Source organism: Pseudomonas sp. LB3P58, assembly GCF_054897895.1.
This window is the reverse complement of the sequence record NZ_JBUBVE010000001.1, coordinates 5,423,089-5,447,294: the sequence shown is the minus strand read 5'-3', so window position 1 is coordinate 5,447,294 and position 24,206 is coordinate 5,423,089. Positions and strand designations below refer to the sequence as shown.

Annotated in this window: 20 protein-coding genes, 1 tRNA gene and 1 pseudogene; 6 read left to right on the top strand and 16 right to left on the bottom strand. The window is 58.7% G+C overall.

The features are described from left to right. Nucleotides 1-129: 129 nt before the first annotated feature. The 3 genes from ACYZTZ_RS25450 (at nt 130) to ACYZTZ_RS25440 (ending at nt 1,041) form a co-directional block, all read left to right on the top strand. Nucleotides 130-486 (top strand): type II toxin-antitoxin system RelE/ParE family toxin, encoded by a 357-nt coding sequence (locus tag ACYZTZ_RS25450; protein WP_462000712.1) that lies wholly within the window; start codon nt 130-132, stop codon nt 484-486. Beyond that, on the top strand, nt 479-799 hold the full coding sequence (locus tag ACYZTZ_RS25445) for a helix-turn-helix domain-containing protein (protein ID WP_462000030.1): 321 nt from the start codon (nt 479-481) through the stop codon (nt 797-799). The genes ACYZTZ_RS25450 and ACYZTZ_RS25445 overlap by 8 nt, the downstream gene beginning before the upstream one ends. An 83-nt stretch (nt 800-882) precedes the next feature. Next, nucleotides 883-1,041 (top strand): YqaE/Pmp3 family membrane protein, encoded by a 159-nt coding sequence (locus ACYZTZ_RS25440; protein WP_007904205.1) that lies wholly within the window; start codon nt 883-885, stop codon nt 1,039-1,041. A 155-nt stretch (nt 1,042-1,196) separates the two neighbouring features. Here ACYZTZ_RS25440 and ACYZTZ_RS25435 read toward each other — a convergent pair whose 3' ends face one another. The 10 genes from ACYZTZ_RS25435 to ACYZTZ_RS25390 form a co-directional block, all read right to left on the bottom strand. Continuing rightward, a complete protein-coding gene (locus tag ACYZTZ_RS25435) occupies nt 1,197-3,023 on the bottom strand; it encodes an alpha/beta hydrolase family protein (RefSeq protein WP_462000029.1) in 1,827 nt (608 codons plus the stop codon). Further along, nucleotides 2,989-4,143 (bottom strand): pyrroloquinoline quinone biosynthesis protein PqqE, encoded by a 1,155-nt coding sequence (gene pqqE, locus ACYZTZ_RS25430; protein ID WP_462000711.1) that lies wholly within the window; start codon nt 4,141-4,143, stop codon nt 2,989-2,991. The genes ACYZTZ_RS25435 and pqqE overlap by 35 nt, the downstream gene beginning before the upstream one ends. After that, a complete protein-coding gene (gene pqqD / locus ACYZTZ_RS25425; RefSeq protein ID WP_056741288.1) occupies nt 4,136-4,411 on the bottom strand; it encodes a pyrroloquinoline quinone biosynthesis peptide chaperone PqqD in 276 nt (91 codons plus the stop codon). The genes pqqE and pqqD overlap by 8 nt, the downstream gene beginning before the upstream one ends. Beyond that, nucleotides 4,408-5,160, bottom strand: a complete 753-nt coding sequence (gene pqqC, locus ACYZTZ_RS25420) for a pyrroloquinoline-quinone synthase PqqC (RefSeq protein WP_462000028.1) — start codon at nt 5,158-5,160, stop codon at nt 4,408-4,410. Before pqqC ends, pqqD begins: the two co-directional genes overlap by 4 nt. 140 nt (nt 5,161-5,300) lie before the next feature. Then, on the bottom strand, nt 5,301-6,212 hold the full coding sequence (gene pqqB, locus ACYZTZ_RS25415; RefSeq protein ID WP_462000027.1) for a pyrroloquinoline quinone biosynthesis protein PqqB: 912 nt from the start codon (nt 6,210-6,212) through the stop codon (nt 5,301-5,303). Nucleotides 6,213-6,287: 75 nt separating this feature from the next. Continuing rightward, a complete protein-coding gene (pqqA, locus tag ACYZTZ_RS25410) occupies nt 6,288-6,362 on the bottom strand; it encodes a pyrroloquinoline quinone precursor peptide PqqA (protein WP_009045898.1) in 75 nt (24 codons plus the stop codon). A 155-nt stretch (nt 6,363-6,517) separates the two neighbouring features. Continuing rightward, entirely contained in the window at nt 6,518-8,947 is a 2,430-nt protein-coding gene (gene pqqF / locus ACYZTZ_RS25405) for a pyrroloquinoline quinone biosynthesis protein PqqF (protein WP_462000026.1), read from the bottom strand. A 48-nt stretch (nt 8,948-8,995) separates the two neighbouring features. Further along, entirely contained in the window at nt 8,996-9,790 is a 795-nt protein-coding gene (locus tag ACYZTZ_RS25400) for a carbon-nitrogen hydrolase family protein (protein WP_150658491.1), read from the bottom strand. A gap of 12 nt (nt 9,791-9,802) precedes the next feature. Further along, complete coding sequence (locus tag ACYZTZ_RS25395; protein WP_056741293.1) at nt 9,803-11,485, bottom strand: flavin monoamine oxidase family protein; 1,683 nt, start codon at nt 11,483-11,485, stop codon at nt 9,803-9,805. 221 nt (nt 11,486-11,706) lie between these two features. Continuing rightward, complete coding sequence (locus ACYZTZ_RS25390; protein ID WP_007980298.1) at nt 11,707-12,168, bottom strand: Lrp/AsnC family transcriptional regulator; 462 nt, start codon at nt 12,166-12,168, stop codon at nt 11,707-11,709. Nucleotides 12,169-12,373: 205 nt separating this feature from the next. On the opposite strand from ACYZTZ_RS25390, the gene ACYZTZ_RS25385 reads away from it, so the two are divergent. Beyond that, entirely contained in the window at nt 12,374-13,054 is a 681-nt protein-coding gene (locus tag ACYZTZ_RS25385; protein WP_462000710.1) for a peptidase M41, read from the top strand. A gap of 89 nt (nt 13,055-13,143) precedes the next feature. On the opposite strand, the gene ACYZTZ_RS25380 is transcribed toward ACYZTZ_RS25385, so the two are convergent. Beyond that, on the bottom strand, nt 13,144-13,464 hold the full coding sequence (locus ACYZTZ_RS25380) for a DUF3077 domain-containing protein (RefSeq protein ID WP_462000025.1): 321 nt from the start codon (nt 13,462-13,464) through the stop codon (nt 13,144-13,146). Nucleotides 13,465-14,049: 585 nt separating this feature from the next. On the opposite strand from ACYZTZ_RS25380, the pseudogene ACYZTZ_RS25375 reads away from it, so the two are divergent. Then, nucleotides 14,050-14,355, top strand: a pseudogene (locus ACYZTZ_RS25375) (helix-turn-helix domain-containing protein). Between the two features lie 81 nt (nt 14,356-14,436). Here ACYZTZ_RS25375 and ACYZTZ_RS25370 read toward each other — a convergent pair. From ACYZTZ_RS25370 to rpsU, 5 genes are all read right to left on the bottom strand, one after another. After that, a tRNA-Ile gene (locus tag ACYZTZ_RS25370) sits at nt 14,437-14,513 on the bottom strand. Nucleotides 14,514-14,528: 15 nt separating this feature from the next. Further along, on the bottom strand, nt 14,529-18,275 hold the full coding sequence (locus ACYZTZ_RS25365; protein WP_462000024.1) for an EAL domain-containing protein: 3,747 nt from the start codon (nt 18,273-18,275) through the stop codon (nt 14,529-14,531). Nucleotides 18,276-18,397: 122 nt separating this feature from the next. Continuing rightward, entirely contained in the window at nt 18,398-20,248 is a 1,851-nt protein-coding gene (rpoD, locus tag ACYZTZ_RS25360; protein WP_462000023.1) for an RNA polymerase sigma factor RpoD, read from the bottom strand. A 67-nt stretch (nt 20,249-20,315) separates the two neighbouring features. Further along, complete coding sequence (gene dnaG / locus ACYZTZ_RS25355) at nt 20,316-22,283, bottom strand: DNA primase (protein WP_033056223.1); 1,968 nt, start codon at nt 22,281-22,283, stop codon at nt 20,316-20,318. A 482-nt stretch (nt 22,284-22,765) separates the two neighbouring features. Beyond that, nucleotides 22,766-22,981, bottom strand: a complete 216-nt coding sequence (gene rpsU / locus ACYZTZ_RS25350; RefSeq protein ID WP_002551877.1) for a 30S ribosomal protein S21 — start codon at nt 22,979-22,981, stop codon at nt 22,766-22,768. 199 nt (nt 22,982-23,180) lie between these two features. Between rpsU and tsaD the strand changes: the two genes are divergently transcribed. Further along, nucleotides 23,181-24,206, top strand: a complete 1,026-nt coding sequence (gene tsaD / locus ACYZTZ_RS25345; RefSeq protein ID WP_008147192.1) for a tRNA (adenosine(37)-N6)-threonylcarbamoyltransferase complex transferase subunit TsaD — start codon at nt 23,181-23,183, stop codon at nt 24,204-24,206.

Sequence of the window (24,206 nt, the reverse complement as noted above, 5' to 3'; positions counted from 1 at the left end):
GCCGTATTGGGATCAATGGCTTTTTAGCGGGTGTCGGCAAGGAATGCCGGTGCCAGCGAAACAATATGTTGGTGGAGCTGGCTTTGATTTCTATACCACTGGGTGGTATGTTTTGTGGAAGGGATGCCAATGTCACCAAGGTTATTCAAAACGAAACGCTTTTCGATGCAGGTCGGGAAGGCCTGGATCGATGACGACGAGCTTCGGGAAGCATTCACCGAAATGCTCAATGGCCAGGCGGACAATCTCGGCGGTGGGGTCTGGAAGAAGCGCTTGAATGCCAATCGTCATCGATCAATTGTCTTGGCCAAAGGTAGTGGCTACTGGGTTTATCAGTTCCTGTATGCCAAGAAAGATCAGAGCAATATCAGTCAGGCCGATCTGATCGGTTTTCGGAAAATGGCGAAGACCTACGAGGGGCTGACAGAGCTGCAAGTCCAGTACTTACTGGATACGAAGGAGTTTATGGAGATTCTTTATGAGTAAGAAATTCAAAAGTGAGGCGTTAGAATCGGTATACGAGTCAGCCAGTGCCTTGTTTGCCATCGGTGCAATCAGCAAGGCAACCATGCGCGAGTTCGATGAATCATGTCTTGCAACGGTTCCAGATGCGATCCCCGCTGAGCAGATCAAAGCGCTACGCGAGCGCAATAATGTCAGCCAACCAGTGTTTGCGCGTTACCTGAACACCAGCGCCTCGACGGTTAAACAATGGGAAGCGGGAGACAAGCACCCCAGCGGCATGGCGTTGAAGCTGCTGAGCATCGTTCAGAAACACGGTCTTGAGATACTGGCCTGAAGAACCGCACTGAACCCTGACGAACGGCAAAGGTCGATTAGCTGTAGGCTCACACGAGCCAACTTTAATCAGGAGCTGACCCTATGGACTTTATTCGCATCATCATCGCCATTCTGTTGCCGCCACTGGGTGTGTTTCTGCAAGTCGGTTTCGCCGGGGCGTTCTGGCTAAATATTCTGCTGACGCTGTGCGGTTACATCCCCGGGATCGTGCATGCGGTGTACATCATCGCCAAACGCTGAGTTTCTTGGCGTCAGATAGATCGCTTTCGCGAGCAGGCCCGCTCCCACATTCGACCGTATTCCCCTGGGAGGACTCGGTCAGTGTGGGAGTGGCGGTGCGACGATTCGACTTGCTCGCGAAAGGGGCACCGCAATTTCCGCACTCAGCGCGACCTTCAGTCCACCAACGCCATCACCCTTCGATAAAACAACCACTCCTGTTCCAGCGCATGGGCCTGATTGCCGGCCTTGCGAAAGCCATGGCGTTCGTCGGCGTAGTAATGCGCTTCCACCAGAATGCCGTTGTCCTGTAGCGCCGTGACCATGTCGCGGGTCTGTTGCGGCACCACCACAGCGTCCAGCTCACCCTGAAAGAAAATCACCGGCACACGGATGTTGCCCGCGTGCAGCAACGGCGTTCGAGCGGTGTAGCGTTCGGCATCTTGCACCGGATCACCAATCAGCCAATCCAGATAATCGCCTTCGAACTTGTGAGTCGTCCGACCCAGCGCCACAGGATCGCTGACGCCATACAGGCTGGCGCCGGCGCGGAAGACTGTGTGAAAAGCCAGCGCACACAGAGTGGTGTAGCCGCCAGCACTGCCACCGCGAATAAACGCCTTGTTGCCGTCGATCAGTCCGCGATCGGCAAGATGAGCGACGACGGCGCAGGCGTCTTCCACATCCACTTCGCCCCAGCTCAAATGCAGCGCTTGTCGATAAGCCCGGCCATAGCCACTGCTGCCGCGGTAGTTGAGGTCGGCCACGGCGAAGCCACGTTGCGCCCAGTACTGGATACGTGGATCGAGCATGGGGTAGCAGGCCGACGTCGGGCCGCCGTGGATGAACACCACCAGAGGCGGTTTCGCGTCACCGGTCATCGCGGGATAGAAGAATCCGTGTGCTTCGCCCGAACCGCTCGGGTAGCGCAGGGTTTGCGGGACGCTGATCTGCTCGGCAGGCAACGGTGCAATACCGCCAGCCAGTGTTTTGACTTGCCGGGTCTGGCGGTCGATGGCAATGACTGCCGATGAACTGACTGGCGAAGCGGCGATGCAGTAAATGAACTGCTCATCCAGTGCGAGAGAGCGGAAGCGGCTGTAATCGCCGGTGAAATCTTCACCGGCGTCACCACAAAGACCCAGTCTGCCAAATCCGTCTTCGGTCCAGCTCGCCAGATAGCGGCCTTCGCTCAGCGGCAACCAGGTGCAGCCACCCAACTGCCACGGCGCTGGTCCATGATCCGCGGTGGCACTCGGCAGCGGGCTCAGACCGTCTGCCGATTCCACCCAAGGCTGCCAGTAGCCGCCGCGATCTGTCAGGCAAAACAGACGGCCGCTGGTATCGAATCTCGGTTGTTGCAGTGATTCCTCAGCGTCTTCGCCCGCCACGCAACGCGGCATAGCAAAACGGCCGTCGTTCTGGCGTTCGGCAACCATCAGGCGAGTCGCGGTCCATGGCTGATCCGGGCGGCTCCACTCGATCCACGCCAGTCGTTGCGCGTCGGGACTCAACGTCGGCGCGGCGTAGAAGTCGGCGCCTTCGGCCAGCAGATGACGTACCCCGTCAGCCACATCGATAGCCACCAGACGATGCCGATCGCGGTTTTCTTCAACCGCCAATACCTGCCCGTTAGCGAACTGCAGATCGCCGTATCGGCATTCGCCTGAGCTCAGTAACTCAGGTGTCTCACCGGCCAGCGACTGCCGATACAGCTGTTGGTCCGCTTCGTTGACGAACACTATCCCGTCATCGGTCAGACAGAACGCGCCGCCGCCATATTCGTACACCCGACTGCGCACACTGAAGCCCGCAGGCGTCAGGCAATGCGCCTGGCCGTCACGCCAATGCCAGATCCGGCAGGCGGCGTCCTCGGGGCGGTACTCGTTCCAGAATAAGCCGTGGCGGCCGACCTGCAACTCGGCGAAGTCGATGCCGGCCGCGACAGCCTTGGCAGCGCTGAAGGGTTCAGCTTTTAGCGATGAGTCGTGAATTTCGTTCATTGCGAAAGGCCAGTTGTTCGATGGTCTGGGTCGCGTGTTCGGCTTCTTCGCGAGCCTTGAGGATCACGCCGTGATGTTCCGATTTGCTGCACACCGGGTCGGCGTTGCTCGCGTCCCCCGTGAGCATGAATGCCTGGCAGCGACAGCCGCCGAAGTCTTTTTCTTTCTCGTCGCAGGAACGGCACGGCTCGGGCATCCAGTCGTAACCGCGGAAGCGGTTGAAGCCGAATGAGTCGTACCAGATGTGCTGCATGCTGTGATCGCGTACGTTGGGAAACTGCACCGGCATCTGTCGGGCGCCGTGACAGGGCAGAGCGGTTCCGTCCGGCGTGACTGTCAGAAAAATACTGCCCCAGCCGTTCATGCAGGCTTTCGGGCGCTCTTCGTAATAGTCCGGGGTGACGAAAATCAGCTTGCACGGATGCCCTTCGGCTTCCAGTTTGGCGCGGTATTCGTTGGTGATGCGTTCGGCGCGGACCAGTTGTTCCTTGGTCGGCAACAGACCGACCCGATTGAGCTGCGCCCAACCGTAGAACTGGCACGTGGCGAGTTCCACGAAGTCCGCCTCAAGGGCGATGCACAGCTCGATGATCCGGTCGATCTTGTCGATGTTGTGCCGATGGGTCACGAAGTTCAGCACCATTGGATAGCCGTGGGCTTTCACTGCGCGGGCCATTTCCAGCTTCTGGGCGAAGGCTTTTTTCGAGCCGGCCAGCAAGTTGTTCACTTGCTCGTCGCTGGCCTGAAAGCTGATCTGAATGTGGTCCAGGCCGGCCTTCTTGAAGTCGCTGATTTTCTGCTCGGTCAGGCCGATACCGGAGGTGATCAGGTTGGTGTAGAAACCCAGCTTGCGCGCCTCGGTGATCAGCTCGGCGAGGTCCTGACGCACCAACGGTTCACCGCCGGAAAAGCCCAACTGCGCCGCGCCCATCTCCCGCGCTTCGCGGAACACTTTGATCCACTGCTCGGTACTCAGCTCTTTGCCTTGCTCGGCGAAGTCCAGCGGATTGGAGCAGTACGGGCATTGCAGCGGGCAGCGATAGGTCAGCTCGGCCAGCAGCCACAGCGGCAGGCCGATTTCCGGTTTGGGCGGTAACGTGTCTGACGCGGAATCAGGCAAGTTCGATCCAGTGCTGAGCACGGGCGACCTCCATGAATTGCTCGATGTCGTCCCCGAGCTCGGGTACGCCGGGGAACTGCGCGTCCAGTTCGGCGATGATCGCCGCGACGTCACGTTCGCCGTCGATCAAACCACCGATCAGCGCGGCGCTTTCGTTGAGTTTGATCATGCCTTCCGGGTAGAGCAGCACATGACCTTTCTGCGCCGGTTCGTACTGGTAGCGGTAGCCGGGACGCCAGGTCGGGGTCCTGCTGCGATCAAAACTCATAAGGTGATTCCTTTATGCCAGACCCGTTGCTCGGTCACGCTGTGATACGGCGGGCGTTTCAGTTCGTAGGCCATGCTCATGGCATCGAGCATGCTCCAAAGAATGTCCAGTTTGAACTGGAGAATTTCCAGCATGCGCTCTTGGCCGGCCCGAGTCGTGTAGTGCTGCAAGGTGATCGCCAAGCCGTGTTCCACGTCGCGACGTGCCTGACCCAGGCGAGTGCGGAAATATTCATAACCGGTCGGGTCGATCCACGGGTAATGCTGCGGCCAGCTGTCGAGGCGCGACTGGTGGATTTGTGGCGCGAACAGTTCGGTCAGCGAGCTGCTGGCGGCTTCCTGCCAACTGGCACGACGGGCGAAATTGACGTAGGCATCGACGGCAAATCGTACGCCGGGCAGTACCAATTCTTGCGAGCGTAGCTGATCCGGGTCGAGGCCGACCGCTTGCCCAAGACGCAGCCAGGCTTCGATGCCGCCGTCTTCGCCGGGGGCGCCGTCATGGTCGAGCAGGCGCTGAATCCACTCGCGACGAATCTCACGGTCCGGGCAGTTGGCGAGGATCGCGGCGTCCTTGAGCGGGATGTTCACCTGATAGTAGAAGCGGTTGGCCACCCAGCCCTGGATCTGTTCGCGCGTTGCCCGGCCTTCATACATCGCCACGTGATACGGATGATAGATGTGGTAATAGGCGCCCTTGGCGCGCAGGGCTGCTTCGAACTCGACGGGGGACATTGCTGTGTCAGTCATTTCGGTTCTCCGGGTACGACCGGTGGATTCTTTGGTGTCAGGACCGGCCTCATCGCGAGCAAGCTCGCTCCCACAGTTGATCGCATTCCCCTGTGGGAGCCAGCCTGCTGGCGATAGACCGCGCAGCGGTCTCGATGTCCCTACAGCACAATACTCATGCCGTCATACGCCACTTCAACGTCACGCCGAGCCAGTTCTGCACGCTCTGGCGAATCCTCATCGAGAATCGGGTTGGTGTTGTTGATGTGGATAAGTACTTTGCGCTGGTTGGGCAGCTGTTCCAGCACTTCCAGCATGCCGCCGGGGCCGTTCTGCGCCAGGTGGCCCATTTCACGACCGGTGCGGGTGCCGACGCCACGGCGCTGCATTTCGTCGTCATCCCACATCGTGCCGTCCACCAGCAGGCAATCGCTGCCCGCCATGATCTCCAGCAGCGGTGCGTCGACCTTGCCCAGGCCCGGTGCGTAGAACAGTTTGCCGCCGGTGTTGAGGTCTTCAACGATCAGGCCGATGTTGTCGCCGGGGTGCGGGTCGAAACGGTGCGGCGAGTACGGCGGTGCGGCGCTGCGCAACGGCAGCGGGGTGAAGCGCAGACTCGGGCAGGCCGGGATGGTGAAGCTGCGGTCAAGCTCGATCTGGTTCCAGGTCAGCCCGCCGTTCCAGTGGGTCAGCATGGTGAACAGCGGGAAACCGGTGCTCAGGTCTTCGTGGACCATGTCGGTGCACCAGACCTGGTGCGGGCAACCTTCGCGCAGGCTGAGCAGGCCGGTGGTGTGGTCGATCTGGCTGTCCATCAGGATGATCGCGTTGATACCGGTATCGCGCAGGGCGCGGCCCGGTTGCATCGGGGCGAAGCTCTGGAGCTGGGCGCGAATGTCCGGCGATGCGTTGCACAACACCCAGTTCACGCCGTTATCGGAAATCGCGATGGACGACTGGGTCCGCGCCTTGGCGTTCAGGCTGCCATCACGAAAACCGGCGCAGTTCACGCAGTTGCAGTTCCACTGGGGGAAACCACCGCCGGCGGCGGAACCTAGAATCTGGACAAACATGGCCGCTCCATCATTCGAAAACTGAAAATAAAAACGCCTCGGCGAGCCGAGGCGTTGCACTGCGCTACAAAAAGATTAGCGGCTTGCGAAGTACATGGTGACTTCAAAGCCGATACGCAGGTCGGTGTAAGCAGGTTTGGACCAGGACATAGGAGCGCTCCTTCAGGTGATGGGACAGTTGAGATCTATACATATAGTCCACCTCCAGCCGGAGATGTTCAGATAGTTAGGTGGCTATCTTACTCAAAATTACAGGGCGATTGGCCGGGAATCTTTGAGAAAGCTAATTGCAGCACCGGTAATGATCATTTTGCCGCTTGCCAAGGTGAGCTCGGGCAAGGGCCGCTGGCCAGACAGCGCCAACCGCCTTCGGCCTGATTCAGTCGTTGTGCTGCGGCCAGTAACGTTTCACGGTCGATCATCAGAATTGCCTGAGGCAGTTGAGTCAGATATTCCGACGAGTGGCCGGCCAGTTTGCCCTGCCAGAGCAGTTCGGCGGCCTGCGCATTGGGCAGTGCCGCGCTATCGAATTGATCGGCCAGTGCCTGGCGCTGGCCGATGAAGGTCTCGTGATCGATATCGTCGATCATCCCGGCCAATCCACGCAGGAAGTGTTCGATGTGTTCCAGCAGATCCAGAGGGGCGACGCTGGGTGATTGCACGCCGAACAACAATCCTGTCTGCCCATGGATCTGACGCAGGGCGCTGAACACGGCATAACCGAGCTGCAGTTCTACCCGCAGGCGTTGGTAAAACGGCGTCTGGCAGAGGTGAGCCAGCAAGCGCCAGGCGGCTTCGTCTGCGATGTCTGCCGTTGCGGTCGGGCAGAAGAGCAGCAGCGCGTGTTCGCTGGACCCGGTGTCGACCGCGCTCCACAGATGCTGCGCGTTTATCGGGGGCGGCGCAGTCAGTTGATTGTCTGCAGTGCCAGGCACACGACTCAAGGCAAGGCCCATCGCCGCTTGTGTCTGGGCGGACAGGCCGGTCGCCAGACCATCCCAGCGTGCGCTCGACCAAAGCTGAGCCAAGTCGTCCGAATCAACGGTGCGCTCAAGGCAGTGATCGGGCAGCGCTTTAAGCAACTGTCGAATCGGCATCAACGCAACGCTCGGCTTTTCCTGCGATAAATTTTCACCAGGTTTTGTCAGTTCTTTCAGCGCGTGCTCGAGGATGGTCGGCATCGGCTCCTGTAGCCCGGTCATTTTCAGCAGCCATTCATTGCCTGATGCGCTGAAGGACAAGTCCACACCTGCCTGACGAGCGTCTTCACGCAACGGCTGAAGGCGGTTTTCCAGGCTCGCCTGAAGGTTGCTTCGAGGTGCCGAGTCCAGACGCCAGCGCAGGTAAACGGCACCTTCGGCACTGTTATCGGGCAACGCCTGACTGAACTGCATGGGCGAACGTTCGCGACGACCGCGTGAGCGATCCTGGGCAAAGGTCCGCAAGCCTCGGTGTTTGCTGGTCTGGCCGCGGATCAGTCCGGCACTCGGGGCCGGAGCCTCGGCGCGTAAAAACGGATTAGGTGTGGGCAGTTGCCATTGGCCGGTGAAGTTGTCCACAGCGCCGATTTGTTTCAGGACGTCCTTGAGGGCTGCAACGCCCGATTCAGATAACCCGGCTTCACGCTGTTCACTGTCGAGTCGGGCCAGTTGCAGGGCGCCGCTGACTTGCTGTTGGCGTTGGAGCAGGGCGGCGTATTCTTCGCGCAACCTGGTCCAGGGTTGCTGTGAGGCAAAGAATCCAAGCCAATCCAGAAGCCGCTCGCGGATCCCGTTGGGCGTCGCGTTGGCGGGCAACGTGAACTCGATGTGCAACAAAGCCTGGCCGGCGAATTGATACAGTGGCGCAGCTTTCAGGCTGTCAGCCAGCCCGCGCTCGCGCAATTGCGCCAGCAGACCGCCGGGTTTCGCCGCGTTCAGCCAATGACACAGGAACGCCAGCGCCTCGGGCGATGAATCGGACAACGCGTCGAAGGCAAACAGCAGATCCAGTCGACGCGCTCCAGCCTGTTGATAACTTTTGTCCGAAGAATCCATCAGCGATGTAGGCGCTTGTTGCGGGACCTTTTCCCCTACGGGAATAGCAGCGCTAAAGCTATGAGCCATCGCCCTCAACTCATCGAGACTCTGCGGCCCGACCAGGCTCAAGGTCATCTGCCCGGTCTGATAAAACCGCTGATAGAAACCCTGCAAGGCTTGCTGAAACTCAGGTTGCGGCACCGGCAGGCTGTAGCGGTTGCCGGCATGAAACGCTCGGAGTGGATGCGCCGCTGAAAGACCATCGAACAGCGCGAATTGCTGTTGAGCGGTCGTATCCCGCGACCAGGCGACAAATTCTGCGTGCAGCACTTCCCGTTCCCGCCGCTGATCGTCCGGATTCATACGTGGATGAGCAAGCATGTCTGACAGGCGCTCCAATCCCCCGGTAAACGCTTGAGGCGGTAACTCGAAAAAGTAGTCCGTGGTGCGTTCGCTGGTCCGCGCATTCACCTGGCCGCCATGACCCTGGACGTAGGCCATCAGTGCTTGGCTCGCAGGAAAGCGCTCAGTGCCGAGAAACAGCAGGTGTTCGAGAAAGTGCGCCAGTCCGGGCCAGGCCAGCGGCACGTCATGGCTGCCCGCCGCGACGCGCAACGCCGCAGCACTGCGCTTTAAATCGGGAACATGACGCAGCGTCACCCGCAGACCGTTGGCCAGGATTTCAGTGTGAAGGTGGGGGTGGTTCAGCGCAGGCATGAGCACTTCCAGAGCAGAGAAGCGCTAATGCTAGCGGATTAGGGGTGGTCAGCGCTTGTTCAGCTCGCCATAAAGCTCGGGACGGCGATCGAGGAAGTAGCGATTGGCGGCGCGGGAATCGACCATCAACTGACGATCCAGCTCGCCGACAATCAGTGCTTCATCAAGGCCTGCCTGGGCGATGCGATTGCCATCCGGCGCGGCGATGCTGCTCTGGCCGCAATACTGGATCTCGCCTTCGTTGCCGCAATAGTTGGCGTAAGCCACATAGCACTGGTTTTCGAAAGCCCGGGCGCGGACGGTGACGTCGGCAATGAAGTCGTAAGGAATCATGTTCGCCGTCGGCACCAGAATCAGCTCGGCGCCGGCCAGGGCCAGGCGTCGGGCGTTTTCCGGGAACTCCAGGTCGTAGCAGATCAGGAAGCCGAGCTTCCAGCCATTGAGTTCAACCAGCGGAAACTCATCCGGCCCGGCGCTGAACATCGAGTGATCGAGGTCGCCGAACAGGTGAGTCTTGCGGTAGTTGCACAGGCGCTCGCCATTGGCGTCGATCAACTGCACGGCGTTGTAAATCTGACCGTCTTCGGTGCGCTCGGGGTAGCCATACAAAATGGCGATCCCGGCCGTCTTGGCGATGCGCGCGATCTGCTGCGCCGACTCACCGTTGTGCACCTCCGCCAGCACGCTGACCGCGTCGAGGCCGATGTTGTAGCCGGTCAAAAACATCTCCGGCAGCACCAGCAAATCCGCGCCCTTGGCTTCCAGCGCCAATTGATGCAGGCGTTGCAGATTGCCGGCGACATCCAGGGGCAGCGGTGGACATTGGTAAAGGGCTACGCGCATTTCGGATTCCTCTTACTCGGGCAGGGCGATCGGACCGATCTCGTTGAACACATCTCCTGGACCCGGGTTCTCGGCGTGAGTTTCACCGCCGAAGTGTTTCATGATGCCCCACACCGCATTGAGCGAGGTCTGCACCGCACCTTCGACCCACGCAGGCGTCCACGAAACATCGTCACCGGCGATGAAAATCCCGCGCTGCTCGGCCGGCATGTCAGCCTGCATGAAGTGCGCGTACATGCGCTGGTTGTAACGGTAGTGGCCGGGCAGGGCGCCCTTGAAAGCACCGAGGAAATGCGGGTCGGCTTCCCAGGATACGGTGATCGGATCGCCAATGATTCGCGCGGCGATGTCGACTTTCGGGTAGATCTTTTTCAACGCATCCAACGCCAGTTTCACGCGTTTTTCCACCGGTTGCGGGAGCATTTTCAGCGCGTCGCTCATCCACGAGTACGACAGGCAGATCACGCCCGGCTTGTCGTCGCCGTTGTCGAACAGGTAGGTGCCACGGGTCAGGCGATCGGTGAGGGTCATGCTCATCAGGTCGCGGCCGGTTTCCGGATCCTTGTCCTTCCAGAATGGCCGGTCGACCATCACGAAGGTTTTCGACGATTGCATGTAGCGCGTACGGTCGAGGGCCATCCACATCTTTTGCGAGAAAAGGCTTTCGTCGCATTCGATCTGGGTGGTCAGCAGCCAGCTCTGGCAGGTGGTCAGCACCGCTGCGTATTCGCGGGTGTCGCCCCAGTTGTCGGTGACGGCAAAGCGCCCGTCTGCCGCATGGGCAATTTTTTTCACGCCGGTACGCGGCGCGCCGTTGTGCAGGGAGCTGAGGCTGGTGCCTTCTGGCCAGTGCACGCAACGTTCCGGCACATGACGCCAGATCCCCAACGGCACTTGTTCGACGCCGCCGACCACCAAGTGTTGGTGATCGTCGCAGTTGGTCATGACCACGCGGAAGATTTCCAGCATCGAATTCGGGAAGTCCGAATCCCAGCCGCCGGTACCGAAACCGACCTGACCAAACACCTCGCGGTGATGGAACGAGAGTTTGGCGAAGGCTTTGGAGGTGGCCACGAAGTCGTAGAAAGTGCGGTCGTCCCACAGCGGAACGAGGGTGTTCCACAGCTCTTTGAGGCGCGGCACATCGCGATCGCGGATCGCTTGCTGGATGTCAGAGAACTGCGAACCGGCTTCCAGCGCATCGGCCCAGGCGTCGGCGACTTCCTGGAACAGTGCAGGAAGATCCGCCAGTTTCTGTGCGTAATGAGTCTGGCCTTCGAGGTCGATCACCGTGCTGCCCGAGGCAGGTGTCAGCGGGTTCGGGAAAGGTTTGGTTTGCAGCCCAAGCTTGTCGACGTAGTGATAAAACGCAGTGGACGACACCGGGAAGCGCATGCCGCCGAGCTCGGCGATGATGCCTTCAGCGCCGTTGAATGCCTGGGAGCGCAGACGGCCGCCCATTTTCGAGGCTTCGTAGACGACGGGTTTTAGGCCCAGTTTCATCAATTCGTACGCTGCCACTAAACCTGCAATACCGGCACCGACGATCGCTACCTCGGCGCCATGGTTGTGCGCAGGGATGCTGCCCAGACCGGCCGGGTGCTCGATCCAGTCGTCGAAGGCGAAGGGAAAGTCCGGACCGAAAATGGTGACTGGTTTTTTACCGTCTGCAGGATGGCGATTGTTCTTGTTCATGGCTGACCTTGCTGGCGACCGGACGCGGCATGCGCGTCTGAGTATAGGAAAAGATGGCAGCCATTCTAGAGAGCGTAGAACACGTTAATAAGACGCAATGTGTCGTCGTTTTGCTAATTATTTGATCATACTGACGACATGTTGCTACACATCGTCAATGTGGGAGCCGAGCTTGCTCGCGATGAGGCCCTCCCAGACACCAAAGAGCTATCGGCAAAAACTCAAACCGGTTGCCCCCGATCAATCTTGCTACTCAAGATGATCGACGTAGTCGTCTTCTCCACCCCATCCACACTGCCGATCTGATCCAGCAACTGATCCAGCTGCTCAGGTGAGTCGGTGCGCAACCACGCCACGTAATCAAATTCGCCACTGACCGCACACAATTGCTGCACCTGAGCCATCGCGCTGAGACGTCGCAACACTTCCTTGCCCGAGCGCGGTTGCACCGTGATCCCGACGTACGCCTGCAAGCCGCCATCCACGACGCGTTGACCCAAACGCACGCCGTAACCGGTGATCACCTTGGCCTTTTCCAGCCGGGCCAGCCGCGAAGTAACGGTGGTGCGGGCGATGCCCAGTTGGCGGGCGAGCATGGCTACGCTTTCGCGGGCATTGATCTGCAGAGCTGCAATCAATTGGCGGTCGATTTCGTCAAGAACGGGCGGGCGAGTGTCAGGCAAAGGTCGTCTCCAGCGGTACAGATCAATGGGTTGGCATGTTACAGGCACATCTCGCACCGCGGATGTTTGATCTCGCCTCAGTACCGTTCATACCGTTTTCTACCTCTCGGGTTTTTCTTTGGCTTGAACAAGGCGCGATCGACAGGATGGACACCAACAGTCAGTCGTAGTCGAATGCGAAATCGAGGGATGCGAGGCAATGGAAATGACAAAGAAAATGCCGCCCGCTGTACGGGAACGTGCGTTGCAGATTGCCAATCACGAAATGGCGCACTACGTCATTGCCCGAGCCTTGGGGTTTGAAACGGGGGGCGTGACCCTGACAGTGACCATGGACCTGCGGCATCAAGGCGGGGCGTCCATTAGCTTGGTGCGGTCAATTTCGTCGATGGAAGCCATGAGGGAACATCTGAAAGCCCGGATGATGGTCCTCTTTGCTGGCGCTATGGGGCAGGCATTAGTTTCAAAGTATTCGCCCGACAAACGCGTCGATAAGTCGAAAGCGACAGCCATCCTCAAAGGAGAGTTTGGTGCGGAACAGGATTACGCAAAAATAAGGGAGTTACGGCACTTGCTGCGCAATATCGCCTACCCCGATACGGATCCGGCGTCGTCTGACCGCATCACGGCTGAGCTGAAAGAGATTACTGATCGTGTGTGGCTCCGGACTCAAACGATCGTAGAGGCGTTGGCCGATACGATTACTGGACTGGCAAGTGCGCTGGTAGACGGCATGGTCATCGTGGAGCAGTGGGGTAGGGCGGCAGATACGTATGAAGTCGTATGGACGGGTGAAATGCTTGAACGGCTGCAATCGGTGAAGGCCATTCCAGCGTTAAGTGTTTGTACTGACAGCTGCAGTGTTGCCGGTCAGCATAGAAAGTAGCGACCAGTGCGTTGGTTTCCTGGCAGGCTCGATAGGTCCCAAAAAGGGAGCGATAAGTCCCTTTTTGGGAATCTTCAACGCGGGTGTAATTATGTGTTGTTCGGCTGGTTGGCTTTCTGTCTCGTCTGAACAGGAGTTCGTGTCAGCACCTTCACCACATCATCAATCACAGCCTTACTCATCGCCATCAGATAATGCGCAGCCCATGCATGGCGGTCGGTGTCTTTTGCGTAGGCGGCATCCACAGCAAACGCTTTGGCTAGGAAAAGAAAATCAGAAGCCTGTGCCAGCGCATCGCTGATCGGGACGCCGGCGCGGACGTTGAACAGCGCTTGATTCGAGCAATAAATCAACGGGGTGAAGCCGATGGTTTTCAGTTCTGAAGGTTCGGACGGGTTTGTTTTGCTCATGGTCTAGCTCCTTGACTCGAGGAGCTGCCGCGTTCGTTACCAAACGAATGGGTGGCAGCTGGGCGCAGGTTGGTAAACCGGGAGTCAAGGAAACCGGCACACCCGAAGGCGTCCCACGCACAGCCGCCATAATTCAAAATTGCAGAGACAGAAAAACGCCTGCAATCGTGATGGGGCGCTGTTGCGCCTAACTCGCCGGGTTACCAAGCCCGATCACTGCATTGGCAGCGACGTCCGAGAGTATCCCGTCGAAGAAAAGCGCAACATGGCAGCAAAGTGCCCAAATGCAATTTTCGGAGTTTGCCTACAAGGTCCTCAGGTGTCATCCGATATTTCGACACCTTAGGTAAACACAACCAAACGCCAGGCACCGAACACCCAGATCCAACCAGAAACCAACGTTAACAATTTGATTGGCAACCAAGGTGTTCGCACGGCCGTTAAAGCCTAGAGTTATTCCCTTGAGGTCATATTCCTTGGGTGGCAAAAAAACCGGTCGAAACCGTTGGTATGACGAGCATGTCCCGCAGGTGGAAACATTGTATGACGACCATTTGGAAACATTGCGTAAAGAGGGCCGCAACGATGGCTAAAAAATTTGCTGAACTTCAAGCTCGCATGACGCCGGAGTCTCGCGCTAACGCGGAGCGGTTGTTCCAGCAACACCTGAAAGAAATGCCTCTGCACGAACTGCGTAAGGCTCAAGAGCTGAGTCAGGAAACGCTGGCCAAGACGTTGCAGGTCAACTAGGCAGCGATCTCCAGAATGGAGCGGCGCACAGACATGTACATCAGCACCTTGCGAAACTACATCCGCGCCATGGGTGGCGAACTGGAAATTATCGCGACCTTTCCTGAGGGCCAGATCAGGATCGAGAATTTCGCCAACTGAGTGATGTTTCGGCAGGCGCTCGTCGCGATTGAGTTATTCCAACAGACACGAAAAAGCCGCGCATTGCGCGGCTTTCTTGTTTGGTGGGCCCACACGGACTTGAACCGTGGACCAAAGGATTATGAGTCCTCTGCTCTAACCAACTGAGCTATAGGCCCTCAGTAGGCCGCGGATTATAGCGACGGTTTCTCGGCTGTGCTATCCGAAAAGTCTGAAATGGCTATACGAAGAAACGTCGCGGCAAATTCTTCCGGTGGCAAGGGCAGGCTGACGATGTAACCCTGGATCTGTTCACAGCCTTCGGCAGCGAGGAATTGCTGCTGTGCGAGGGTTTCCACGCCCTCGGCAATGATGGTGAATTGCATGCTGCGGCCCAGGGCGATGATGGCGCGAACGATGGCTGCGTCGTGGGGATCGTCCGGCAGGCCGCGGACGAAAGACTGATCGATCTTGAGAATGTCCAACGGCAGACGTTTGAGGTAACTCAGTGAGGAGTAACCGGTGCCGAAGTCGTCGATCGCCAGTTGCACGCCCAGGTGTTTGAGTTGATGCAGTACTGCCAGCGCCTCTTCAGCCTGGCTCATGATGAAGTTTTCAGTAATTTCCAGTTGCAGGAAACCGGGTTTGAGGCGGTTGTCCTTGAGCAATTGTTCGATCCGACCGAGCAGGTTCGGCTGGCGCAATTGAGCGCCCGCGAGGTTGACCGACAGCGGGCCGACGGGTTCGTAAACCTGATTCCACTCGAACATCTGCCGGCAGGCGGTTTCGAGAACCCAATCGCCGATTTGCAGGATCATGCCGTTTTCTTCGGCCAGCGGAATGAAATGCTCCGGCGGCACATCGCCGAAGGTCGGGTGGCGCCAGCGAATGAGCGCTTCTGCGCCGACCAGGCGATGGTCGACCAGGCTGATCTTCGGTTGATAATGGAGGTGCAGTTCGTTGCGCTCGATAGCGCGTCGCAGTTCATGTTCCAGTGCCACTCGCTCGCTGGCTTGAGCAGTGAGGTCGCGGGTGTAGCTTTCGACCCGGTTGCGACCCTTGGCCTTGGAGCGGTACATCGCCGCATCGGCGTTCTTGACCAGCGTGGCGACGTCGCAGCCATCCTTGGGGTACAGACTGGTGCCGATACTGGCGCTGATAAAAAACTCATGTTCGCCGGCCTGGAACGGTGCGCCGAAGCAATTGAGCAATTTGGTCGCGATGTTGTCGGCGTCACTGGATTGCTGCAGCCCGGGCAGCAGGATGATGAATTCGTCGCCGCCCAGGCGCGCCACGGTGTCGATGTCGCGCAACTGCTCCTTGAGGCGCACGGCAATGCCCTTGAGCAGCAGGTCGCCGACCGGGTGACCCAGGCTGTCGTTGATGTGTTTGAAACGGTCCAGGTCGAGGAACAGCACCGCGCCCTGGCCGCCGTTTTCCTGCTGGTTGTTGAGCGCAGTCAGCAATCGGCTCTCGAACAGCGTGCGATTCGGCAGACCGGTCAGTGGGTCGTGGTGTGCCTGGTAATCGAGCTTGGCCTGGGCGTGTTTGAGGCTGGAAATGTCTGCGAATACCGCGACAAAGTGGGTGACGAATTTGTCCCGGTTGCGCACCGCACTGATGGTCAGCCAGCTCGGATAGAGCTCGCCATTCTTGCGCCGGTTGGAAATTTCGCCCTGCCAATGACCTTCGGCGGTCAGTTGATGCCACATGGCGGCATAAAACGCGCTGTCGTGCAGGCCCGAGGCGAGCAGGCGAGGGGTGTGGCCCAATGCTTCGCTCTCGCTGTAGCCGGTGATTTCGGTAAACGCACGGTTGACCGCGCTGATGTGCTGTTGGGTGTCGGTGATCAATACACCTTCGGCGGTGCTCTCGAATACCGTGGCGGCCTGTTGCAGTTTCTCCTGCATCAGGTGTCGCTCGGTGATATCCCGGGCGATGGTCAGCATGCAATCTTCATCGCCGATCGGTAGTGGACGGCTGGACACCTCACAGAGGCGGATCTGTCCGTCGCTGCGGCGTATATGGCAACTGAAGTCGCGGACGAAACCGTCCCGGTGCAGCAGATCGAGCATCTGTTTGCGTTCGTTGAGATTGACCCAGATTCCCAGCTCGAGGGCGGAGCGATCCACGGACATCGCGCTGTTGAAACCGGTAATGCGACTGAAACCCTCGTTGACCTCAATCAGTAAACCGTCGCTCTGCCGTGACAATAGCAAGCCGTCGGGTGAGGCATGGAAGGCCTTGGCGAATTTCTCTTCGGAGGTTTGCAGTTGTTGCTGGGTTTCCTTGAGCTGACTGATGTCCCGCACGACCACTACCAGCGCAGGGGTTGTATCGAGGTCGAACGGTTCAGCGGAGATCAGGCCGGTAAACACTTGGCCATTGTTGCGGCGAAAGGGCATCTCCAGGTTACGGATGCTGCCGGCCTGCAACCGTTGCAACAAGCCTGGCCCGACGCCGGGTATGCCCCAGATGTTCAGGTCGGTGGCCGTCTGGCCGATGACGTCTTCGGCCTTGAGGCCGATCTGTTCTTCGAATGCCTCGTTGACCTCCAGCAGGCAGCCGTCGGAGAGTCGCGCGATGACTAGTATGTCCGGGCATTGCTGGAACACCGAGGCGAACTTCTGTTCCGACAGGCGCAACGCCTCTTCGGTGCGCTTGGCTTCGCTGATGTCGATCATCAGTCCGCGCATCACCGGTTCATGGCCGTGCTCGATCAGGCTGACGATATCGCGCACCCAAATGCAGCGGCCATCGGCGGTGATGACCCGGTAATCGTGGCTGTGATCGCGTCCGGCCAGTACTTCGTGATCACAGAAGGTCTGGGCGCGAGTCAGGTCGGCCGGGTGGATAATGTTGCGCCAGAAACCCGGAATCAGCCAATGAGACAAGGGGTAGCCGAGCAGATCCTCGGCATGGGGGGACACATAGCTGTAGGTGAAATCGCTGATCCGCGCTTCCCAGGCGATGGCCGAAAGGCTCTCCACCAGCCCGCGGTAATGGTATTCGCTGCTGCGCAGTTCTTGCTCCAGGTCGACTCGGCGGGCAATTTCCGAACTCAGCCGACGGTTGATCCGGATAACCATCGCCAGCACGATGATCAGTAGCAGCAATCCTGGCAGACCGTAAACCAGCAGATCGTTCCAGAATGTCCGATGATCGAGGACGTTGCCGACCCAGTGCTCCTGAATCTCATTGATTTCGTTCGGGGTCATGTCCGCCAGGACTTTGTCCAGAATGCCGACCAGTATCTTGTTGTCCCGGGGCACGCCCATTGCCAATTGATAACGATAGGGAGTTTCGCCGCTGACGTAGAGCCCGTCGAGCTTGAGCTGACGCAGGCTCCAGACGCTGGAGGCGAGATCACCGACCACCGCATCCACTTCATCGGTAGCCAGCGCCTGCAGCGCTGAGCTGACGTTGGGCATCGCCACCAGATTGAGGTCGGGATTGTGGGTGCGCAACAGTTCGTGGGGTGCGTAGTTTTCCACCACGGCGACTTTCAGACCGTACAAGTCTTTGAGGTTGCGTGGCTGGGGGCCTCCGATATGGGCAAGGATGACAATCGGAAAGTCCAGGTAGGGGCGGGTGAATGACAGGTATGTCTGGCGCTCCGGGGTCGACATGATGCCGGGCAACAGGTCCAGCTTGGCTTGTTTGGCCTGCTCCAGGACGACAGTCCAGCTGACGGGCTCGATAGGCGTGAGCTTGATGGCCAGGCGTTGACGGATCCGGTCGATATAGTCTGCCGCAAGGCCCTGATAGCGGCCCTGATCGTCGCGAAACTCGAAGGGTGGCCAAGACGCATCGACACCCAGGCGCAAGTCCGGGTGAGCCGCCAGCCAGCTACGTTCTTCGTCGGTCAGAGTCAGCGCGCCAGCCGTTGCGGTCCAGGTCAATAGCGACAGCAAAAAAAGCACGGTCGGCAGTCTGGGCATAACGGTCTCGTTATGGCTCGGGGAATGTTTCGAGTGTAGACGGGCAATTCGGAGGGGGGGAGGTGCGGGGGATTTAATCTGTATAAAAGCAAAACCCCCGGCCTGGGCCGGGGGTTTTGTTATTACTCGTCGAGGAAGGAGCGCAAATGCTCGCTTCTCGTCGGGTGGCGCAGCTTGCGCAGCGCCTTGGCTTCGATCTGACGAATCCGTTCACGGGTCACGTCGAACTGCTTACCAACCTCCTCGAGGGTGTGGTCGGTATTCATGTCGATGCCGAAGCGCATGCGTAGAACCTTGGCTTCACGGGCAGTGAGGCCGGACAGAACTTCGCGAGTCGCTTCTTTAAGGCTCTCAACAGTGGCGACATCGATTGGCGACTGCATGGTCGAGTCTTCGATGAAGTCACCCAAATGGGAGTCTTCGTCATCACCGATCGGGGTTTCCATGGAGATCGGCTCTTTAGCGATCTTCAATACCTTGCGGATCTTGTCCTCAGGCATCTCCATGCGTTCGCCCAGCTCTTCCGGGGTCGGTTCGCGACCCATTTCCTGCAGCATCTGGCGGGAAATGCGGTTGAGCTTGTTGATCGTCTCGATCATGTGCACCGGAATACGGATGGTGCGGGCCTGGTCGGCGATCGAGCGAGTGATCGCTTGACGGATCCACCAGGTGGCATAAGTCGAGAACTTGTAGCCGCGGCGGTATTCGAATTTGTCTACCGCTTTCATCAAGCCGATGTTGCCTTCCTGGATCAGATCGAGGAATTGCAGACCGCGGTTGGTGTACTTCTTGGCGATGGAGATCACCAGACGCAAGTTCGCTTCTACCATCTCTTTCTTCGCGCGGCGGGCCTTGGCCTCACCGATCGACATGCGACGGTTGATGTCCTTGATCTCGGCGATCGTCAAACCGGTTTCGGTTTGCAGCGCGGTCAGCTTCTGCTGGCAACGAATGATGTCCGGTTGCAGGCGACCAATGGCTTCAGCGTATTTGCCTTTGCCTTTGGCGAGTGCGTCGGACCAGCTTTCGTCGACTTCGTTGCCTGGGAACTGGCGCAGGAAGTCGGCACGCGGCATGCGAGCATCACGAACGCAAAGTTGCATGATCGCGCGCTCTTGCTGACGCAGACGATCCAGGGCACTGCGAACACGCTCGACCAGGCCTTCGAATTGCTTCGGAACCAGTTTGATCGGCATGAACAGCTCAGCCAGAAGCACCAGCTCGGCAATTGCCAGCTTGTTGCCACGACCGTGCTTTTTCAGCGCCTTGCGGGTGATTTCCATCTGATCGGAGACAGCGCCAAAGCGCTGAGCTGCGATGACCGGATCCGGACCGCTTTCGGCTTCTTCTTCGTCGTCAGTGCTGGCTTCAGCGTCATCGTCGTCGGTGTCGTCGTCCGCTTTCACGGCTTTCGGGTCGACAGGCGGCGGCACTTCTGCTGCAGGCGGCGCAATGCCGTCGTCCGGGTCGATATAACCGCTCAGGACGTCGGACAGGCGGCCACCTTCGGTGGTGACGCGGGTGTACTCGGAGAGAATATGGTCAACCGTGCCAGGGAAGTGCGCAATTGCGCCCATCACTTCACGGATGCCCTCTTCAATACGTTTGGCGATTTCGATTTCGCCTTCACGTGTGAGGAGCTCTACCGTACCCATTTCGCGCATGTACATGCGCACTGGGTCGGTAGTGCGACCAATGTCGGTCTCGACCGCTGCCAACGCTGCTGCTGCCTCTTCGGCCGCGGCTTCGTCGGTATCGGCGTCGGCCAGCATAAGGGAATCCTTATCTGGCGCAACCTCGAATACGTTGATCCCCATGTCATTGATCATGCGGATGATGTCTTCCACCTGTTCCGGATCTGAAATATCCTCCGGCAGGTGGTCGTTGACCTCCGCGTAAGTCAGGTAACCCTGCTCACGACCAAGTGTGATCAACTCTTTGATACGAGACTGCTGTTGCGCTTTTCCGGACATAACACCCTATCCACTGAAGGTCTTGGCGGGCAAAAAACAAGCCGAGGATTATACCTGAGCTATGACCTCACGCGCCAGTTGAGGTCGGGCTTGTTGCGGAAACATTGCGACTTAATAGGTCGCGCAGTTGATTTTTCTCTTCGGCACTCAGTTCGCTTTGACGTGCTTTCCTGAGAAGTTGTTCCAGGTTTCGCTCGCGTTGGCGGGCTGACAAGCTAGTAATGGTGTCGAAAAACTGTTGTTCAAGGTTATCTCCGTCAATCAGCCATTCCTTTTCCGCCAGCGCCTTGAGCAAACGTCCTTGCTCCGTACCGTGCCAGCGTGCAATCAACTGAAATGAGTTTAGCTTGGGATTCTTCTGTACGGCTTCGAGAAGGGCCACCAGTAATTGCGTGTTGGTGTGATCCTCGGCAGCAAAGTGCCCGGCATCCTCGACTTTCTCGGCCAATTGCGGGTGATGCAATAGCGTACGCAAGGCGGCCAGGGTCGGCGGCTCTACAGCGGCCGGCACCCGTGGCGCGCGGGGTTGATCGTGATCACCACCGCGTTTGCCGTTTTTGTCCCACGGTTTTTTGTCCCATTTTTTGCCGCCGGCGCCGGGTTTCTTCGGTGTCCATTCCTGCTGCGGCGCATACATCTCTTGTGCCTGCGGCTGATGGTAGTCGCTGTAATCCGGCATGGCGTCGTAATCGATGCCCGGGTCGTACGCCGGTGGCGCTTCCTGGGGTGCGCTTTGCACCAGTTGGCTCACGGCTTCACCGCTAAGCCCGGTAATTTCGGTCAGGCGCTGACGCATCAGGATGCGTAGGTTCGCCCCGGGGACTTTGTCGATCAGCGGCGCGGCGAGGGTGGCCATATGGGCCTTGCCTTCGAGCGAGCGTGGGTCCGATTCCTCGGTCAGCTGTTGAAAAAAATAATCCGCTAGTGGTTGGGCGTGCTGGTTGATCCGTGCGCGGAAGGCATCGGTGCCTTCGGAGCGGACCAGCGTATCCGGGTCTTCGCCTTCGGGGAGGAACAGAAAGCGTGCGCGCCGCCCGTCCTGCAGGCTCGGCAGCGCTGCCTCCAATGCCCGCCAGGCGGCATTTCGACCTGCCTGATCGCCGTCGAAACAGAACAGCACGTTGGGCACGACGCGAAACAGGCGCTTCAAGTGCTCTTCGCTGGTGGCGGTGCCCAGGGTCGCGACAGCATTGCGCAGGCCTTGCTGGGCGAGGGCGATAACATCCATGTAGCCTTCGACGACGATGATTTCGTCGAGGTTGCGGTTGTTCTTGCGTGCTTCATAAAGGCCGTAGAGTTCCTGGCCCTTATGGAATACCGGGGTTTCCGGTGAGTTCAGGTATTTCGGCTTGTCGTCGCCCAATACCCGGCCACCGAAAGCGATGATTCGCCCGCGACTGTCGCGGATCGGGAACATCACGCGATCGCGGAAGCGGTCATAGCGTTTGCCGGTTTCGGCGTTCTCGATCAGCAGGCCGGCATCGATCATGGCTTTCTGTTGCAGGGTGTCGCTGCTCAAGTGCTTGAACAGGTTGTCCCAGCCGGGCGGGGCAAAGCCGAGGCCGAAGTCTCGGGCGATTTCACCGGTCAGTCCGCGACCTTTCAAATAATCCACAGCCGCTTTTCGCGATGGATGGCTTTTCAGTGCCTGGCGGTAAAAGTCGGCGGCGGCGGTGAGTAGCGGGTAGAGCGGCGAATCGGTCGGCTGTCGCGGTTTGTGCGGCCGTCCGCTTTCTTCGCGGGGGATTTCCATGCCGGCGGCTTTGGCCAGTTCTTCGACAGCCTGGACGAAATCCAGATTGTCGTGGTCCATCATGAAGCCGAGGGCGTTGCCGCCAGCGCCGCAGCCAAAGCAATAATAGAACTGCTTGTCGGGGCTGACGCTGAAGGAGGGGGTTTTCTCTTTGTGAAACGGGCAGCAGGCGGTGTAATTCTTGCCGGCCTTTTTCATTTGCAGGCGCGAGCTGACCACATCGACGATGTCGGTGCGGTTCAGAAGGTCGTCAATGAAGCTCTGGGGAATTAGCCCGGCCATGGCGTTCTCGTCATCTGCGCTGCAATTGATCCGAAACGAAGAGCGGCTGAGCGCGGGTCGTTGTTTGAGGCGCGCAAAATGTGCGGCTCGACCAGTGTCGTCTGCGTAATCGCTGTCGGGAAGTGTATCTGCCGAAAATCCACTGACGTTAGTACCAATCAGTATTCGACTATTTGAAAGTGTTGCGCTGAATCCGGCTGCGGCCAGTCGATGGCCTCGGATAGCTCATAAGCTGGCACGCAAGAAGGTGCCTTGGGCTGATCGTCGTGAGAGGAATCAGTGGGTGTGCTCGTCAGTAGCCTTGGAAGGCTCGTCAGAAAAGACGTGCACCGCTGGCAAAAGAGCCAGGTCTGACGCTGTGAAGCAGATTTGTCTCGGTCGCGTCTGCGGCTTTGACGGTGAAGCATCAAGCGTATTCCGCAAATGCCATTAGCCCGGCTGAGGGCCGGGCTTGGCAGAAGCTTGCTACGAACGTCTGTGTATTAGTACAGACGAACGGCGCGGCGCTGTTCGCGCTGAACTTTCTTGGCGTGACGCTTAACAGCGGCTGCTGCTTTGCGCTTACGCTCAGAAGTAGGCTTCTCGTAGAATTCGCGGCTACGAACTTCAGCCAGTACACCGGCTTTTTCGCAGGAGCGCTTGAAACGACGCAGAGCTACGTCGAAGGGTTCGTTCTCTTTTACTTTGACGGCTGGCATCCAGAGCTACCTTCATTCATTACCGGGGTCAACATCCTCGTGGCAAAAGAGCACTTGAAGACGTCGGTTTTTAAGGGTTGCGGATGTTAACCCCTCATCGCTCGGAATGCAAAGCCTCTGATCGAAAACCGCTAGTCGGGGCATCCCATGGCGACTATTATGCGCGCCTTCGAATTTAGCCTAAACAAGGCGTAAACCCATGCTAGTACTGGGATTAGAAACCTCCTGCGACGAAACCGGTGTCGCATTATATGACAGTGAGCGCGGCCTGCTGGCCGACGCGCTGTTCAGCCAGATCGACCTGCACCGCGCCTATGGCGGGGTGGTGCCGGAGCTGGCCTCGCGTGACCACGTCAAGCGCATGCTGCCCTTGATTCGTCAGGTGTTGGCCGAAGCTGACTGTGTGCCAACCGAAATCGACGCCATCGCCTACACCGCGGGTCCTGGCCTGGTTGGTGCCTTGCTGGTGGGCGCCTCCTGCGCTCAGGCGCTGGCCTTCGCCTGGGGTATTCCGGCGCTGGGTGTGCACCACATGGAAGGTCACTTGCTGGCGCCGATGCTGGAGTCGCAACCACCGGAATTCCCGTTCGTCGCTTTGTTGGTGTCTGGCGGTCATACGCAGCTGGTTCAGGTCGACGGGATCGGTCAATACACGCTCTTGGGCGAGACCCTCGACGATGCCGCCGGCGAAGCTTTTGACAAGACCGCGAAGATGATGGGCCTCAATTATCCGGGTGGTCCGGAAATCGCTCGGCTGGCGGAGCAGGGGGTTGCAGGACGTTTCACTTTCCCGCGCCCGATGTGCGACCGTCCAGGGCTGGCTTTCAGTTTCAGTGGCTTGAAAACCTTCGCCCTGAACACCTGGCAGCAGAGCGTCAGCGCCGGGGACGACAGCGAGCAAGCCCGTTGCGACATCTCGCTGGCGTTCCAGCAGGCCGTGGTGGAGACTTTGACCATCAAGTGCAAGCGTGCCCTGAAACAGGCCGGTATGAGGCGTCTGGTGATCGCTGGCGGCGTCAGCGCCAACAAGGCACTGCGTACCTCACTGGAGAAGATGCTCGGCGACATGAAGGGCGATGTTTTTTATGCCCGTCCGGAGTTCTGCACCGACAACGGCGCGATGATTGCCTTTGCCGGCTGCCAGCGCTTACAGGCCGGTCAGCATGAAAGCCTGGCGATCAGCGTGCAGGCGCGTTGGCCGATGGAGCAATTGTCGGCGCTGTGA

What these genes read in the sequence shown, in the direction of transcription:
- ACYZTZ_RS25435 (WP_462000029.1), bottom strand. Translation starts at nt 3,023, where the DNA reads ATGAACGAAATTCACGACTCATCGCTAAAAGCTGAACCCTTCAGCGCT.
- ACYZTZ_RS25365 (WP_462000024.1), bottom strand. Translation starts at nt 18,275, where the DNA reads ATGCCCAGACTGCCGACCGTGCTTTTTTTGCTGTCGCTATTGACCTGG.
- ACYZTZ_RS25440 (WP_007904205.1), top strand. Translation starts at nt 883, where the DNA reads ATGGACTTTATTCGCATCATCATCGCCATTCTGTTGCCGCCACTGGGT.
- ACYZTZ_RS25445 (WP_462000030.1), top strand. Translation starts at nt 479, where the DNA reads ATGAGTAAGAAATTCAAAAGTGAGGCGTTAGAATCGGTATACGAGTCA.
- ACYZTZ_RS25385 (WP_462000710.1), top strand. Translation starts at nt 12,374, where the DNA reads ATGACAAAGAAAATGCCGCCCGCTGTACGGGAACGTGCGTTGCAGATT.
- dnaG (WP_033056223.1), bottom strand. Translation starts at nt 22,283, where the DNA reads ATGGCCGGGCTAATTCCCCAGAGCTTCATTGACGACCTTCTGAACCGC.
- ACYZTZ_RS25450 (WP_462000712.1), top strand. Translation starts at nt 130, where the DNA reads ATGTCACCAAGGTTATTCAAAACGAAACGCTTTTCGATGCAGGTCGGG.
- rpsU (WP_002551877.1), bottom strand. Translation starts at nt 22,981, where the DNA reads ATGCCAGCCGTCAAAGTAAAAGAGAACGAACCCTTCGACGTAGCTCTG.
- ACYZTZ_RS25400 (WP_150658491.1), bottom strand. Translation starts at nt 9,790, where the DNA reads ATGCGCGTAGCCCTTTACCAATGTCCACCGCTGCCCCTGGATGTCGCC.
- pqqF (WP_462000026.1), bottom strand. Translation starts at nt 8,947, where the DNA reads ATGCCTGCGCTGAACCACCCCCACCTTCACACTGAAATCCTGGCCAAC.
- tsaD (WP_008147192.1), top strand. Translation starts at nt 23,181, where the DNA reads ATGCTAGTACTGGGATTAGAAACCTCCTGCGACGAAACCGGTGTCGCA.
- pqqB (WP_462000027.1), bottom strand. Translation starts at nt 6,212, where the DNA reads ATGTTTGTCCAGATTCTAGGTTCCGCCGCCGGCGGTGGTTTCCCCCAG.
- ACYZTZ_RS25395 (WP_056741293.1), bottom strand. Translation starts at nt 11,485, where the DNA reads ATGAACAAGAACAATCGCCATCCTGCAGACGGTAAAAAACCAGTCACC.
- rpoD (WP_462000023.1), bottom strand. Translation starts at nt 20,248, where the DNA reads ATGTCCGGAAAAGCGCAACAGCAGTCTCGTATCAAAGAGTTGATCACA.
- pqqD (WP_056741288.1), bottom strand. Translation starts at nt 4,411, where the DNA reads ATGAGTTTTGATCGCAGCAGGACCCCGACCTGGCGTCCCGGCTACCGC.
- ACYZTZ_RS25380 (WP_462000025.1), bottom strand. Translation starts at nt 13,464, where the DNA reads ATGAGCAAAACAAACCCGTCCGAACCTTCAGAACTGAAAACCATCGGC.
- pqqC (WP_462000028.1), bottom strand. Translation starts at nt 5,160, where the DNA reads ATGACTGACACAGCAATGTCCCCCGTCGAGTTCGAAGCAGCCCTGCGC.